This window comes from Paraburkholderia mimosarum LMG 23256 = NBRC 106338, from assembly GCF_000739815.1.
Lineage (GTDB): Bacteria > Pseudomonadota > Gammaproteobacteria > Burkholderiales > Burkholderiaceae > Paraburkholderia > Paraburkholderia mimosarum.
Map to the genome: position 1 here is coordinate 1 of NZ_BBJJ01000104.1, position 15,818 is coordinate 15,818.

8 protein-coding genes and 4 pseudogenes are annotated in these 15,818 nt (G+C 57.0%); 6 read left to right on the forward strand and 6 right to left on the reverse strand.

From position 1 onward, the window contains the following. The 6 genes and pseudogenes from ltrA to BMI01S_RS38555 all read right to left on the reverse strand — a co-directional run. Nucleotides 1-1,186: group II intron reverse transcriptase/maturase (gene ltrA, locus BMI01S_RS33310; protein WP_042292181.1), on the reverse strand; the 1,186-nt coding region annotated here is incomplete at its 3' end. A 581-nt stretch (nucleotides 1,187-1,767) separates the two neighbouring features. Further along, nucleotides 1,768-2,340, reverse strand: a pseudogene (locus BMI01S_RS33315) (IS5 family transposase); the annotation flags it as partial. Nucleotides 2,341-2,734: 394 nt separating this feature from the next. Next, nucleotides 2,735-2,839: pseudogene (locus tag BMI01S_RS44240) on the reverse strand (IS6 family transposase); the annotation flags it as partial. Nucleotides 2,840-2,848: 9 nt separating this feature from the next. After that, the gene (locus BMI01S_RS33325; protein WP_244145475.1) at nucleotides 2,849-4,234 is read right to left on the reverse strand and encodes an MATE family efflux transporter; all 1,386 of its coding nucleotides are present in this window, start codon (nucleotides 4,232-4,234) and stop codon (nucleotides 2,849-2,851) included. After that, the gene (locus BMI01S_RS33330) at nucleotides 4,231-10,743 is read right to left on the reverse strand and encodes a non-ribosomal peptide synthetase (RefSeq protein WP_028232613.1); all 6,513 of its coding nucleotides are present in this window, start codon (nucleotides 10,741-10,743) and stop codon (nucleotides 4,231-4,233) included. The genes BMI01S_RS33325 and BMI01S_RS33330 overlap by 4 nt, the downstream gene beginning before the upstream one ends. Nucleotides 10,744-11,561: 818 nt before the next feature. Further along, a pseudogene (locus BMI01S_RS38555) lies at nucleotides 11,562-12,490 on the reverse strand (IS5 family transposase); the annotation flags it as partial. A 356-nt stretch (nucleotides 12,491-12,846) separates the two neighbouring features. Here BMI01S_RS38555 and BMI01S_RS33340 point away from each other — a divergent pair. The 6 genes and pseudogenes from BMI01S_RS33340 to BMI01S_RS33365 all read left to right on the forward strand — a co-directional run. Continuing rightward, nucleotides 12,847-13,593: a 4'-phosphopantetheinyl transferase superfamily protein gene (locus BMI01S_RS33340; protein WP_036046805.1), complete on the forward strand. Its 747-nt coding sequence runs from the start codon at nucleotides 12,847-12,849 to the stop codon at nucleotides 13,591-13,593. Between the two features lie 337 nt (nucleotides 13,594-13,930). Beyond that, on the forward strand, nucleotides 13,931-14,131 hold the full coding sequence (locus BMI01S_RS42170) for a hypothetical protein (protein WP_161635561.1): 201 nt from the start codon (nucleotides 13,931-13,933) through the stop codon (nucleotides 14,129-14,131). After that, nucleotides 14,128-14,373: a S8 family serine peptidase gene (locus BMI01S_RS42175; protein WP_028232616.1), complete on the forward strand. Its 246-nt coding sequence runs from the start codon at nucleotides 14,128-14,130 to the stop codon at nucleotides 14,371-14,373. Before BMI01S_RS42170 ends, BMI01S_RS42175 begins: the two co-directional genes overlap by 4 nt. 147 nt (nucleotides 14,374-14,520) lie before the next feature. After that, nucleotides 14,521-14,754, forward strand: coding sequence for a transposase (locus BMI01S_RS43420; RefSeq protein WP_244145474.1), 234 nt, complete (start codon nucleotides 14,521-14,523; stop codon nucleotides 14,752-14,754). A 139-nt stretch (nucleotides 14,755-14,893) separates the two neighbouring features. Beyond that, entirely contained in the window at nucleotides 14,894-15,238 is a 345-nt protein-coding gene (gene tnpB, locus BMI01S_RS33360) for an IS66 family insertion sequence element accessory protein TnpB (RefSeq protein WP_028232617.1), read from the forward strand. Nucleotides 15,239-15,268: 30 nt separating this feature from the next. After that, a pseudogene (locus tag BMI01S_RS33365) lies at nucleotides 15,269-15,818 on the forward strand (IS66 family transposase zinc-finger binding domain-containing protein); the annotation flags it as partial.

Consider the following 15,818-nt stretch of genomic DNA (forward strand, 5'->3'; position numbering starts at 1 on the left):
TGTTAGAGACCACATGACGGTGATACATGGCCCAACCCCGAATCACTGGGTTGAGCTGTACGATCAGGTTCCGCTGTGTGGCGCTCCTGTGCTGCCTCACGATTTCCCTAACCTTATCCAGAAGTGCCTTCACACTTTGGTTGGCCGGTTTGATGAGCAGCTTACCCGCGTACTTGCGGACATTCTGCCCAAGGAAATCGAACCCATCGGCAATGTGGGTGACTCTGGCTTTCTCTTCAGAGAGTTCCAGACCCCGAAGAGCCAGGAACTGCTTGACCGCAGGGAGTACGTTCTGCTCCAGAATGTCTTTAGACACCCCGGTCACAACGAAGTCGTCCGCATACCGGTTGACGTTCATCTTGAACTGTCGGCGTGCGCGTTCCGTCGATCCCACGCTTGCATATACTGCCGCCTCCAGTCCGTCCAGCGTCATATTCGCGATGACGGGTGAGATAATGCCCCCGTGGGGTGTCCCCGCCTCGGTCGCGAACAGGGTTCCTTCGTCGATAAATCCGGCTTTCAGCCATCGTCGCAGGACAACCTTATCCATCGGAATGTGTTGAAGAATCCAGTCGTGGCTAAAATTATCGAAGCAACCAAGAATGTCTCCTTCCAAAATCCACTCCGGCGACTTGCGCTTGGCTAAAATGGTAAAGCAGCATTCGATAGCATCGGCAGTCGAACGTTCGGGCCGAAACCCGTACGAGTTTGGATCCGCCAAGGTCTCCGCAATGGGCTCCAACGCGAGCTTCCATAGTGCCTGCATTGCTCTGCATAGCATGCGGGGAATTCCGAGCGGACGCTTATTGCCATTGCTCTTGGGGATGTAGATGCGCAGAAGCGGCAACGCACGGTAACCGTGATGTTGCATTGCTTCCATCCCGTTCCATCTGGCCGCCGGATTCGACCAGAGCTTGCCATCGATACCCGGCGTTCTCTTGCCACGATTCTCAGTCACTCGTTTCACGGCTAGCATTTTGCCGCTGTACGAGCGGGTCAGCAGACGCTGCACGGCACTGACCTTGCCCCATCTGCCTTCCTTGGTTGCCGTGGCGATACGCGCCTGGAGTCGCTTCACCTCATCCTTGATGCGAGGCCAATCGGCCTGAAGCCACATGTGGGTGGGGCGCGACGGCGCACCAGCCCCGATGGCCTCTGCTTGCGCAACGCCTCCGGTTGCCGTCATCTGCTTTCCCTCGTGTAACGATTAATCAAGTTCTCTCGCCATGAATGACCACGCGGAAGTCTGCCCGCTTTCGCGTCGGACGATGTTTCAGCCCGTATCTCGACCATAACAGCCGGGCGTTCGCTTTTTCCGCAATCCTCTATCCGCAGCACTAACAGCGTTCCTTGCGGTTCGCCTGCCGTTGCCGGCAGCGCTACGGAATTACCCTGTTCCGCATGAGTTTCAGAGTGGGGCGGACCCCCTATCCGCCGGCGGCGTTCTGTCCACGATGGCCCAGCACACAGAGGCCATACCTTGCCGCGCGCCATTTTGGCTCAAGCCTGTCAGCACATTTGGCTTGTACAATGATGACGACGTTTACAGAGGTTCACATATGTTGGTCGTTGCCACCCGTCCCTAGTCCCTCACCACCCTTGTGCTGGCAGATTCCGCTTTCCCTCGCGGGTCGGCGTACCGAAATAGATCGGCGGTTACATTGTCCCCAGAGCTTCACACCGAGCTGTTACCGGCTCCGCATGTCTGGGTAGGGAACGGTTGATGGAACAACCGGTTTAATCACGACGAACAGCTCGTTGAGTTAAACAGAAATTCAAGCGACTTTCAGGTCGCACGTGCGCTTTCATCCCAAAGTGCCATTCGTTTCCCTTCTTGGTTTGATGCATCTTCGGGTCACGGCTCTTTCCGGCGTTCTTGGTCGACGGTGGCGCTTCGATGATCGTCGCATCAATCAGCGTTCCTTCCTTCATCATCAATCCACGCTCGCACAGCGTGATGCCGATCTCGTCGAACAGCTTTCGTGTCAGCTCGTGCTCGAACAGCAGGCGCCGGGATTTCAACAGCGTGGTCGCATCCGGCACGTTCTCGACCGCCAGATCGATGCCGGCGAAGGCGCGCAGCGCGATGCTGTCATACAGCGCGTCTTCCAGCGCTTCGTCCGACAGCCCGTACCACTGTTGCAGAAAGTAGATCCGAAGCATGCGCTCCAAGCCAATCGGCGGCCGGCCTCGCGTGCCCTTCGGGTAATGTGGTTCGATTGCAGACAGCAAACGCTGCCACGGCACAATCTTCTCCATCTCCACCAGTAAGCGTTGGCGTCTGGTCACGCGCTTCTTGCCTGCTATTTCCGCTTCCGCGAAGCTGATCTGCCTCTTCATCCTCGTGGGTCCGTTCCGTGAGCTGCCTTCTATAACGTCCCGGGCTACGTCAGCGATGACCGCCGAGCTTCATTAATCAGTGTTTACCTAAGAGCACCGTGCCTTTCAGGGAATCACGCCGATTACATGACCGTCTCCGTTCTCTGCGATCCTTGAACCGATTGGGAGCATTGCCGCAGTGCTCCGCTTCTTTTTTGCGATCGTCATACCCGCTCTAGCGCCCCCTGGGACGCAATTGAAACCATCATCGCCTATATTTCTCGCATGCGTGCATTCGTTACAGGAGCGGTTAGTGAAGTCCCAATACAATACGGACTATTTATCCATCCAGTGAATAGAATTGCTGTGCGGGATTCTGATCGACACCATCATCGACCATCTGCCCCTTGACGCTGATCGTCTCGTAAGTGACCACAACACCAGGTTCGAGCATCAACTCCTCGACGTCGCGCAGGCTAAGGAAGCGATGACCACGATAAAATGGTTTTGTCTTCTTCATTACGTCATTCTACCGTCCCATCCCATTAACCTGACTGAGCCGGGAGGCCTTGTCGATCTGCCGCATTTCACTGTATAGAATAACAATAGCGATAAGACCCGCTGCCATATCGGCAGCCGCTACCGAGAACAACAGGCCGCCTTGCCCGTAAGCGTGCTGCAGCAAGACCATCAGGGGCATCAGAAACACGCCATGCCGCAGTACCGATACAAGCGTTGCTGAGATTGCGTCGCCCTTGGTCTGCATGAAAAGCAGGCACACCTGATGCACCCCTAACACCGGCAACGCACAATGGAACAGCAAGATCGCGCGGCCACCAATCTCTATCGTCGCCGAATCGTGCGCAAACCAGCCGATGATGGTTCTAGCTTGCCACACGACCCAGCCGGCATAGACTCCGGCGAACGTTAGCGCGATGGCAACCATAGTCCGAACAGCTTGCGCCACCCGTGTCCAGTTATCTGCGCCGACATTAAACCCAACAACCGACTGCGCCCCGCTGCACAGTCCATACAGCGGAAGTACTGCCAGCATCGCCAAGCGGCTGGCCAAACCTATCGCCGCCACCGATGCCTCACCGTAGCGAGCAGCGAACCCATTGAGCATGGACATGGCCGCTACCGCGAGCAGCGTATTCAGCGCTGGCGGAATGCCGATGCGCGCGACGCTCGCCAGCCGGCACCAGCAGCGTCCCACCGATGGCCACGATAAAACGATGGCCCCGTGCCTGCCCGCGAAATGTCGCCAATACAATGTTAAGCCGCACAACTGGGCCAGAAATGTTGCGATGCCAGCCCCGGCGATGCCCAGCCCCAACCAGAAAATCATCACCGGGTCGAGTGCCGCGTTCATTGCAAAGGATGAGACTTGGGTCGTCATGCTGAGCACGGTATTGCCATCCGCTCTCACGATGAAACCACAGACCATATTGAATACCACTGCCACATAGCCCAGCAGCAGCCAATGAAGATAAGCCACCGCCAGTGGCATAGTTGATGGTCCAGCGCCTAGCCATGCCAGGAAAATTGGAGCCAACAGCCAGCCGGCGATAGCCGCAATGCCAGCAATTACCATCGCAGACCATAACGCGTGCGATGCATAATCGTTGGCAGAGTGATCGTCGGCACGTCCCAGGCTTCGAGCAATCAAAGACGCGGCCCCTGCACCGAAGATCTGGCCTATTGCCGTGATGCACATTGCAAACGGGTACGACAATGCCATCGCCGCGAGTGCTGCTGTTCCGAGCCACCCCACGAAATAGGCGTTGAGCAACTGATAAGCGGCACTGACAGTGACGCCAATGACGGACGGAAGAGCCAGCCGCAGGATCAGTGGCAACAGCCGATCGTGAGCCATTGACTGCATCCGTGATGCCGCAACTGCTGGCGTGTTCATACTGTGGCTCCGTCCTTCACGCTTGCTGCGTCTACATCTTCCTTATTGTCCCTGAGCCATCCGGCATAAGTCGCGAGACAATGCAGCAACTGACGTCCCAGTACGCTCGCCTTCTCTGCGGAAAAGCAATGCAGCGCACAATGCATCTGGATACGAAGTTTGCCGTCCACATTATCGATATATAACCGCAACGTGTGATGACGGTTGGGCCCCATCCCATCACCCGTCCAGATTGTCGGTTGAGCAAGGCCGAGCAGCATGCGCGTACGAAGATTATCTAACACAGCGCGATAGTTGACGACAACACGCGGCCAGTCGAAATCCATCAGCGCCTTCGCCTGATCGTCCGGCAGCAGATACGCAGCCGCCCGTAGCCCAAAGCCATGGGTCCGTCCCGAATTGCGCTGACGACGCACCGCTTTCAGACGTTCCGCCACACTGAGTCGCCCCTCACAAACGATGGCCAGCGGGACAAGCTCCGCGGTAAAGCCCATAACCGTCGACAGATCCTGACCGGGCAGGGTAGGCGTGCGCAGCATTTCCATGCTGTCCAGAAACAGCCCTCGTCGCTGGCTGCCGTGTCCTGCCACCTCCGCCAAGGCGCACAGGATGACGTCGAAGGCGTCAAAGCCGTGCCGGTCCGGATGCAGACCGAGCAGAATCTTTGTCGATTCCGCATCCAGTTCCAGATAGCGAATACCCTTGCGCGCGCATAAGGCTTCGAAAGCAGCATCACTGTGCATCTGCCCAGTATGGAGCATCTCGAACAAGCGGCGGCTGACATCAGCGCCACTATCGACTGGCTCAACGTCGAGGAGTGTTGCACTATCGTCGCGCAGCAGTTCCCATGGCCGGCTTCGCCAATAAGCAATGTTACTGTCCAACGAACCGCTCACATGTTCGCGCAGCGCCTTCACCCATCGATTCAACTGCGCGCGGCCACTGAATGCGGGAACTGGCGCTTGGCTATGCTCTATAGCCAGATAGTAGCGCTCTACTTCGTCCAGCAGCAGCCGGAACGCATAGCCGTCGACCAGGAAATGATGAATTATGATAAAAATCCAACTGTGCGGCCGCCCACCGACCTCCGCCTCGATCAATTGGAAACGCGACATCCAGGTACGACCATCGAACCGGAATGCATATTGCGCTTTCTCAGCGATACCAGATACCTCTCGCGTGCAATCACCCAGCTCTGAGTACGAGCCCAATGCAACTCGCTCCAGGTGCAACGCTCCGACTCCGGTATGGAAGCGTAGATCATCGTCATCTCGAGAGATCCTGGTGCGCAACAGTGGGTAGTCTTTCGCCAGCCTGACGATAGCGGACTCCAATATGGCCGGATCCAAACGGCAGCTATCGTCCTGCCAGATCGCGCACATGTTGAAATGCTCGTCTAAACCCATGCGCCGATTCATGAAGCGTATGGTAGGCGTAACTTCCACTCCACCGTCGATTTCACCATCGTGGTGCGCGAGTTCGCCGGAGCGGGCATCGATCAGCCCAGCCAGTTCGCGTAACATTGGATAATCGTACAACTCGCTGACCGAAAAGCGGATGTCCATCCTGGCCGCCTGCGCCACACAGCGCACGCTCAGCATAGAGGTACCACCCAGTGAGAAGAAATGCGCGTCCGCACCAATCGTCGATATACCAAGCACCTCCTGCCAAACCGCGGCCAGTGCATGCTCGGTCGTGGTGACCAGCGGCGCGAATACCCGCGCCGCGGTTTGCCGTGGCAACGGCAACCGGGAACGATCCAGTTTACCGCCCGGCAGCTTAGGCAAAGCCCGCAAGCGAACAAATGAACGGGGAATAGTATGGGGCAACAGCGAATGACGGAGTATTTGTCTGAACCCATCCTCCGTCGACGGCAGCTTCGCCTCAGTGCCCACCACGTAGGCAGTCAACAGCGGCTCACCATCCGCGGCGCGGTGCAAATGCACCGCAGCCTCCTGGACCCCAGGACATTTTCCCAAGACGTGAGAAATCTCGTCCAGTTCAACGCGCAAGCCATGGATCTTGACTTGATTGTCACGCCTTCCGACGAACTCCAGGCGGCCGTCGTCACGGTGGCGCCCCAAATCGCCAGTGCGATAAGCCACAGTCCCGAAAGGCTGTAGCTCTCGCACCGAATTAGCAACAAATCGCTCGGCCGTCAACTCGGCGCTGCCATGGTAGCCCCTCGCCAGGCAGTCCCCCGTCACCAGGATCTCCCCCACCGCACCTTGAACCACCGGCCGCAACTTGTCATCTACGACGGCTATGCCGACATTGGCCAACGGCATACCGATCGGGACAGTCCGTTCCTCAGCGCCCACTTCGCACACCTCCCCCCAAGCGGCGTTCGAACTACACTCGGAGGAGCCGTAGAAGTTGAACAAACGGGCCTGCGGGAACGCCTCGATAAAGCGCCGAGCCAACTCCGGTGGCAACGCCTCAGCGCTTGAGGTGACCAGCCGCAAATCTGAAACCGACCGTCCCTCTGTCAATTGCGCCGTCAAAATGCCGGTGATCAACGGTGGCGAGCACAGCAGATGCGTTACCCGGTAACGATCGAGCTGCAATAGCAGCAGGGATGGATCTTGCAGTTCTTGCTGACTCAGCAGCAAACTAGGAACGCCTTGTAAGAGTGGCCCGAAGATTTCCCATTGACTAGCAACCAGCGCTGCCGACTTCTGCACTACGCAGGCATCGCCTGCCCGAAATGGGAATTGCCCCCACATCCAGTGCAAACGATTTAGGCATGCTGTAGCGGGAACCACAACGCCCTTCGGTTTTCCCGTAGAGCCAGATGTGTAGACGATCTGTAGCACTTCATGCGAGCAGGATGGCGACGGGGCGGCATCTGTTTCCTCATTGCCGCACGCAACTTCTTCCGACGGCAGTAAAACCAGCCCTCTGTCACGAAATGCTTCCCGCTGCAACGGCGTGGCAACGAAGGCATTGGGAGCAACATCTTTGGCAATCTCAAGTATGCGACTTATCGGATAATTTGGCCCGATCACCGAGTAGGTTGCGTGCAGCTTGATCGCAGCTAGAATAACGATCAACGCGTTAATCCCGCGGTCAATGCCAAGCAGCACCCTGTCGCCGGCACAAACACCGGAGGCTGCGAGTCTGTTAGCAAAACGGTTGGCCGCAGCATCCAACTCAGCGTACGAAATGCGGCCGCGCTCCCAGAAATAAGCAGTATCCACTGGCGACATTTTGGCACGCGCTTCGAACATTTCGCGTAGCGAACTAGCGCCTGTATAAGCCACCCGTCCTCCGTTGTAACGCTTAAGAAACGCCTTTTCGGCTGGGTGCCGCAGATCCAGTTCTGCCAGCGGCGCTGCGGGCGCCACAATGACTACCTGAATAATTTGCTGCAGGTTGAGCAGCATTCTGGAAACGAGCTCATCAGAGAACAGCTCAGTGCAATAGGACATCTGCAGGTAGATGCCGTCCCCCTCTTCCTGACAGTAAAGAGTGAGATCGTACTTGGTATAACCGTTTTCCAGTTCGCGTGCAACAATTGACACATCGTGCTGCCCTTCAGAAATCAGCTCCGCCTTCTCCGAATACATGTTGAACATCGCCTGAAAGATGGGGGAAAAATTGCTTCCACGTACCACGTCAACTGTCTCCAACATCCGACTGAATGGATATGCCGCGTTGAAGGCAGCACCGATGACAGTTTGCTGCGTCGTGGCCAGATGTTCGATGAACGATTTGTCACGATCCATCTTCGCCCTTAGCGGCAACATGTTTAGGAAAAAACCCAGCAAGTTTTCCGTGCCTGGCTGTTCGCGAACTACATTCGGAGTGCCGACGATGATATCGTCCTGTCCGCTGTACTCTCTCAATAAAGCGTAAAAAGTCGTCAGTAACACGCTAAAAAGTGTGGTGCGATTTTCCGCAGCTAGTTCGCGAAGTCTGGATGCCGCGAGAGCCGGAATTTGTATGGCGTGTGACTTACCGGTGTAACGCATCCGCCTCGGACGCGGCTTATCGGAAGGCAGGGTCAGCACCGGCAACTCACCCGACAACTGTTGCGCCCAGTACGAGCTCTGTCGCGCCCAGCAGTCCGGTCGAAACTGCTCAGACTCCCATTTCGCGAAATCCGCGAACGAAATTTCGGCTTTGAGACCGTCCTCTGAACTGACTCCCGCCTTGTAAAATTCACCCAGTTTGCGCACCATCACCGAAAGCGACCACGCGTCCATAATGATTTCATGCGTAGTAAAGATGACAACATGCCGGTCTGATCTCTCTCGTACTAGTAGTGCGCGATACAGAGTGCCTGCGGCGAGATCAAAGGACGGTTGAAACTCGCTCGCCTTTAGTTCAGCCAACCTGGGGGCAGGATGGTCGCCGCAAAGGTCTATAAAGCGCAAACGACCCTTTGGCGGTGAATCGAAGGTCAAATATGGATTGCCGCTCTTTTCGACGAATCGGATGCGCAGCGTGTCGAAGTACTGCACCACCGCATCCCAAGCCCGACTAAAGCGATCTCGATCAAGCTCTCCGCAGCATTCAAGCGCCGTTTGCAAAGTATAGTTGGATGCTGTTGGATCAAGCTTCCACAAGAACCATAAGTGTTTTTGAATGTGGCTGGCCGGAGCCTCCCCACCCTCATCACGGCGACTGGCGACAACGGCGGGGAGCGACACATGCCCATCCTCTTTCTCGGCTAGGAGTTCGGTCAACTCATCTATTGTGCAATGATACAAGTCAACCACTGAAACTTCGCAGGCGAATTCGCTCCGAATACGGTTGATCGCAAGCATGGCGCGCAGCGAGTCGCCACCCATCAGCAGAAAGTTGTCTTTTCGCCCCAGCCGATCTAGATGCAGTATCTCGGCTAGCAGCCTGCACAACCGAACCTGAAGACCGTCAGCAGGCTCCAGATATTTCACATCGGACAAAGGACGCAAACTTACCGGGGAAGGCAATTGCTTGTAATCAAGTTTTCCATTGGCGTTTATTGGTAAAGTCGCCATCTCGAAGAAAAGATCAGGCAGCATGTAGTCAGGCAACTGACGCGACATGTGTTCGCGTAAAGCGCTCCGTGTCACCTCCTCTCGAAGCTTGACGAAGGCCACGAGGCGCGGAAGTCTTTCCGCTTCCCCCAGACTAGTCAGTGTTTCCCTTGCCGTCAGTTTCACCCGATTGTCAGCGGGGTAATGCACCACTACGGCCGCGGCCTCGACTGCTGCATGTAACCCCAACAAACCTTCCACTTCGTTTAGCTCAATACGATAACCACGCAGCTTGACCTGGCGATCTACTCTTCCGAGACACTCCAGTAAGCCATCCTCACGCAGCCTAACGAGATCACCGGTCTTGTATAATCGATCATATCCGCGCTTATCGCTGAAAGGGTTAGCCACAAAAGCCTGCTCGGTACGCGCGTCGTCGTTAATGTAACCACGCGCAAGGCCAACGCCGGCTACACAAAGTTCGCCAACGTCACCTGACGCAACAAGCGTCAGCGCCGCAGCATCTGGCCTGACCACATAGATTTGCAGGTTATCTATCGGTTTCCCGATTGGCATAAATGCCTGACCTTCCGCCGGAGAGTTAGGGATCAGTGCATGCGTGACACCGTCGGCACATTCAGTTGGTCCATAATGGTTGAGGATGGGAATAGACGGGTACATCGCCAGCCAGCGTCGGCATACGTCGGGCGGCAATGCCTCCCCGACGGTGGAAATCCTGCGCAGCGCCGGCAGCGCGCGTGCATCGATCAATTCGACTTCGGCCACAAACGAGCGTAGTAGCGAGGGCACAAATTGAATGACCGATACTTGGCATTCGCGCAATTCAAGCAGCAGCCGCGACGGATCGCATACAACGTCTCTATTAATGATCCGCGTGCACGCCCCCACTTGCAGCGCCGCCATAAACTGCCACAGAGAAATGTCAAAACAGTGCGATGCAGTCTGCGCCACCTGGTCAGTTTTACTGATCTCCAGATCGCGGACTTTAGCGTGCAAGTGATTGATCAAGCTCCGCTGTTCAATCATTACGCCCTTTGGGCGCCCGGTGGTACCCGAAGTAAAAATGACGTAGGCAAGATCACTGCCTTTGCCTCTGGGCCCGACAAAGGCTCCGCGAGATTCTTGCGCTTCTTCAATATCAAGAAGCACCAGTTCCCGTTTGGTTTCCTGCAGATTCGCCGCCTGCTCGTAGCAGTTCCGGGCTGTCAGCAGCAGGCAGCATTTGCTCTTCTCCAGCATGTAATCCAAACGTTCCGCTGGATACTGGCGATCAAGCGGCATATAGGTACCGCGAATCTTAAAAATCGCAAGCATCGCAGCTAATAAATTAATTCCTCGCTCCATCAGCACCCCGATGACGGGCGCCTCGCGGTCACAGCGCTCGGTCAGCGCCATTGCGATGCGATTGGACCGCTCATCAAGCTCCCGATACGTTACCGACTCTGTGCCATGCCTCGCTGCTATATGTTGCGGATAACGCCGCGCCACATCACAAAAGTAGTCCACTGCCAATAGGGTTTTCATATAAATCTCACTCACTCCCCTGAGTGCTTGAACTAACCGACCCTATACTAAAAACAGCTGCTTCGGTCGGACGACAGCCCAAGTATCCGTGGAATGATCGTCGAATGGTTCATTGCGCGTGGATTGGATAACAGGCTAGCTTCAAATATCGAAAAATCTTCTTCGCGCCCTATACATATTCAATATATTGATATCTATTCACTTTAACGTTTCACTTTTTCTAATAGATTGAGCCGCACACGCAGACCCCAAATCAACAACCATGATCACTGGTTACAATTAGAATTCGTACCGGTAACCGCGAAAAATGCTGCTGGCGCGAGCACGTCACAACTCGACCCGCATACATCGTCCTCAGATCGCACCTTGCTACGAAGATGCGACACCAAACCCACCGAGTGCCCGCATCGCGTAACGGCGCTATATCTCGCGCCACCCCTCAGTTCTTCAGAACCCTCTGTGAACGAGTTCCTGGCACGCTTCCGAAACGGTCACGCAGCGCTCACTGGCAAAGAAACATTATTGCACTCGTGATGCTTTTGTTTCGTGTTCACGCTACGTTACCTCCCGCTTCAATTTCCCCGCGATAGCAGATGCAATAGTTGAGCCAACGCCACGCCACACCGGAGAGATATCTCCCAACACATTGCTGATCGGGATGATTGATGGGCACTCACCCTCCAAAACGCTTGCGGGATCCTCCACCAAGTATCGTTTGTGGGATTGGCCGTGTTGCATATCCGACAATGTTGGATGTGCAACACAGCGGATTGCCGCGACGAGGGCCGATCAAAGCGGCGAACTTACTGACGAGTGCATCAAACAGTGCGTAGTTGGCTACGCGGCATACCGAACGTCTTTTCCTTGAACAGTTTGCGGATCACGCGAGGCTCTCTTTTGCCGACGATGCGGATGGGCGTTGTTGCATAAATCGAACGTAAGACGAGCACGCCCGCACGAATCGAGACTTCGATTGCCTGGGAACCAATCTCGCGAGCCCACAGGCAAGAACTCCGTGAGGAGCTTGAGCCGGCACATCAGAGTCTCAGCCAGCGACTGACGGTGGTAGCCACTTGCGAGCTTCCGTTCACGTCTGCTGCTGTCGCATCAATGGCGGCATTGCGCCAGGCGGCGCCAGGCATGTTCTCCGGCCTCGGGGGGGGGGCGCCCTCACGCGGCGGAATCGACGGGCCAGCTCCGCGCGCCGCGACCCGCGCATGGCACGCTTTGGTATCCTAGGCGACGTCGCCACCGATGGTGTCGATTGCCACGTCAGCGGGAATCTGGTCGAGGAAATCAGGCAACACTTCTCTATCGCCCTCTCCCGACGAGTCCTCAGTGGAGCGCAGATCTGTCCGGTCTTCGCGTCCATCCACAGATGCGACGTTTGGACCAGCGATGCTTGCGCACCTTCCACTCGCCTTCGCCATAGACGTTCTGTCCGGTACTGTCGAGCACGACGTGCAAGGGGTCTTTGGGCGTTGTGCCGGAAGCGAGACTTTAGCGTCCGTGTGCCTCAACGTCGTGTAGTTCGGCAGAGGCAGGCTCAGGAAAGCAAGTTTGCGCAGACTCTGGGCGAAGCCTTGCAGTGTGCGCAGCGGCAGAAGAAAGACCTGCTTGAGTTCGAGCAGCATCTGCACGAGCGCATCCGCATAGATGCAGGGGCACCCCGAGTGCAGACCTCGGATTCCGGTGCTGCGGCGAAAAGATCAGGGTCAATTCACATCGTTACATCCCCTCGAGCAATAGGTGACAATGCCGGCTGTGGTCGTGTGATGTAAATAGAGGCGCGCGTGGACGGCGTTGTCAATCGCTGTTGTGTCACGTTCATGGCATTCATCTCGGTATCGTTTAAACCCGTGCGCAAAACCGTTCGTAGCTCGACAGAATTTCATCGGCCGACTTGCTCCAGACGAACGCAGGTGATCCACAACCTGTTTCAGGAAAAGCACGCCCATTTTGGACTGAAAATCGACACACATTCGATGAACTGGCCCACTAACATCCATTCTGAGCAGTTCGGCTCGGGCTTGAGCACCTCTGTTCCTCGCGCGGCATAATCGCACAGGAACTCCCTGTTACCGTCGCTCACGGAGTGAATTGATGATCGTCCCTGCAACTTCGGCTTTCAATGTGCACGAGCTCACTCCACCGCGTGCGTCCCCAGCAGATATTGAAATATTTTGCGTCAGCTTCGATTTTCGCGTCATGCTCGACAGTCCCGCATTTGCTCCGCTCTCGGACGATGAGCGTGCGAAGGTCGCGCGCTTCCAACGCCGCGACGATGCGCTGCGTTGTGCGGTGACGCGCGTCGTGCTGCGTCAGTTGCTCGCGGAACGAACGGATTCGGAGGCCAGCGAATTGCGTTTCGAGCGAGACACCGGCGGACGGCCCCGTCTCGATAAGTCGATGCAAGGCGGGTCCGGTGGGCAACTCGACTTCAACGTTTCGCATTCGGAGCAGTATGCTCTGATCGCAATTGGCCGGCGACGGAGGGTTGGTGTCGATATCGAATTTGCTCGCAAAGACATCAACTGGAGGAAGCTGGCATCAGCGGTATTTGCGCCGCGCGACGAGGCACAAGTGACAGCTTTGCCGATGTACAGGCGAACCGACGCGTTCTATGACGTATGGACAGCAAAGGAAGCAGTGTTGAAGACACTTGGCGTCGGCATCGGAAGAGGCATGACATGGTTTTCTGTACTTGGAGACAGGCAGCACGAGCCAAGTATCGTAGTTAGCGAGGAGAGCGCATGCAGTCGCGACTTGATTGCGAAACTCGACGCAGTTTGGCTTCGCTCCCTGAGCGGTTATGCCGCATGTGTCGCGTGGTCGCGCGATGTCGCTTAGTCGGATGCGTAATCGCAATGCAGGTTGAGCGCTTTCAGAACTTTACTCAAAGTTTTTTGTCTGGCGTGAAGCGAATTTGGCGTGAGCCGTAGAAGCACGGGTTCACCAACGAGCATGACCTTGCGTTCGCGGTCGAGGCGGCTCCCGAGAGGGCGAGGGGTTGTGGCGGCACTGTCAAGTTAGCGGGCGTGGATTACCTTTATCGAAGAAACATAATTATCCTTATTAGATAACTTTGTAGGATGCGATAGGACAGTCCAACCATGCCATGTGGCGAAACGTTCCTGAGCACGTCACGATGATATGCCGCGTTCATCTGATGTCTGGGCAGCGCGAAATGCTGTCCCTGACGGAACTGGTCGCACTGCTGGTGAAGCGCGGCGTTATCGTCGTGGGCGGGGTTCAGGCGGACGGCGACCTGAGCGCGTTCCCGGTTGGCATTCCCGGCGTGATCGCAGCGGAGCCGGCGCGGATGCCGGCGCGTCGCCCGACACCGCCGACGACCGCGTGCTGTACGCGCCCGGGCGCAACGTATTGACGCTCACGCCGGGCGGCCACTACGATTTCGTGTCGGGCTCGTCGTTCGCCACCCCCTATGTCGCGGCGACAGCGGCGCTGATGGTCGGCATCCAGCCACACGTCGGCGCGCACGACATCGATACCGTTCTCGAACAGACGAGCGGCGCGACGAAATGGCGCGCGCGGATGATCAACGTTTGCCGCGCGATGACCGCGCTGCATCGCCCCTGCCCGGAAGACACCCAGCAGGCGCAACGGTGAGCGCCGGCGCAGCGCCCTACTCGGTCATCGCCGTCGTGGACGGGCCGCCTTCCGCTGGATAGACATCCGCGATCACGCAGTCGCGGCCCGCGAGTTTCGCCTTGTAGAGCATATGATCGGCACGCCTGAATTATTGCGGACACCAAAGTGGACGAGACGTGGGATGAGCGCGCGACCGGCAGCGCGTATAAGCGGCCGAACTTTCCGATCGAGTTCAAGCGGCGACTGGTTGAGCAATCGTACGAGGCGGGCGCGTCGGTAGCGTTGATCGCGCGCAGCAATGATATCAATACAAACCTGTTATTCAAGTGGCGGCGGCACCGAAACGGGAGCCTCAGGCGCCGCCGCTTTTGCCGGTGGATATCGTCCCAGAGACGGTAGAACGTGCGTCGCCGATGACGGTCGCTGCGGCGCCGCCATCGGAGAATCTCTGCGAGATCGAGTTCGACCGTGCACGCTTGCGGATTCGCGCCAACGTGTCGCCGGATATGCTGCGGCTACTGATTCGAGAACTGTCGCGATGATCGGGCTGCCGGCGGGCACCCGCATCTGGATCGCGGCTGGCGTTACCGACATGCGCTGCGGATTCCAGGGACTGGTGGCGAAGGTGCAGACCGCACTCGAGGAGAACCCGATGGGTGGCAACGTCTTCATCTTCCGGGGCAGGCGCGGTGACCTCATCAAGATTCTGTGGGCCACTGAGCACGCGCTATGGCTCCTTGCGAAGCGGCTTGAACGAGGGCATTTTGTCTGGCCGCAGGCCGACGGCGGCAAGGTCCATCTGAAGCATGCACAGTTGTCGATGCTGCTCGAGGGTATCGATTGGCGACAGCCGCGTCGAACTGCGGCGCTATCGGTGTTGTAAACGCTTCGGGGCACGCGTAAACTCCGGCGCATGACCGATGATGCCCGTCTACCAGATGACGTTGATGTGCTCAAGGCGTTGCTGCTCGAGGCTCGCGCCCAGCTTGCCGAGCGCGATATCGAGATCGAACAGCTCAAGGCCCAGATCGACAAACTCAAACGGATGCAGTTTGGCCGCAAGTTCGAGCAACTGGACCGGCAGATCGAGCGGCTTGAGACCGAACTGGAGGAGCTGACCGGTGGGCGCGGTGTCGCGGATGTTCACCGCGCCCGCGCATCCGGCACAAACGTGGCCGTCGGCGCAACCTCCTCGAAGGAGGCGTTGCCACCCCATCTGTCGCGCGAAGAGCACATGCTCGAACCCGATTCGAGCTGCCCAAACTGCGGCAACGCCATGCGATCACTCGGCGAGGACGTGTCCGAGCAACTCGCCCGTGTCGCGGCAATGTTCAAGGTGATTCGCACGATCCGGCGCTAGGCAGTCTGCACCTGCTGCAATCACTTCTCGCAGCCGCCGATGCCGGGCCTGCCGATTGAGCGCAGCATCGCGCATCCGAGCCTGCTGGCCGACATCCTCGTCT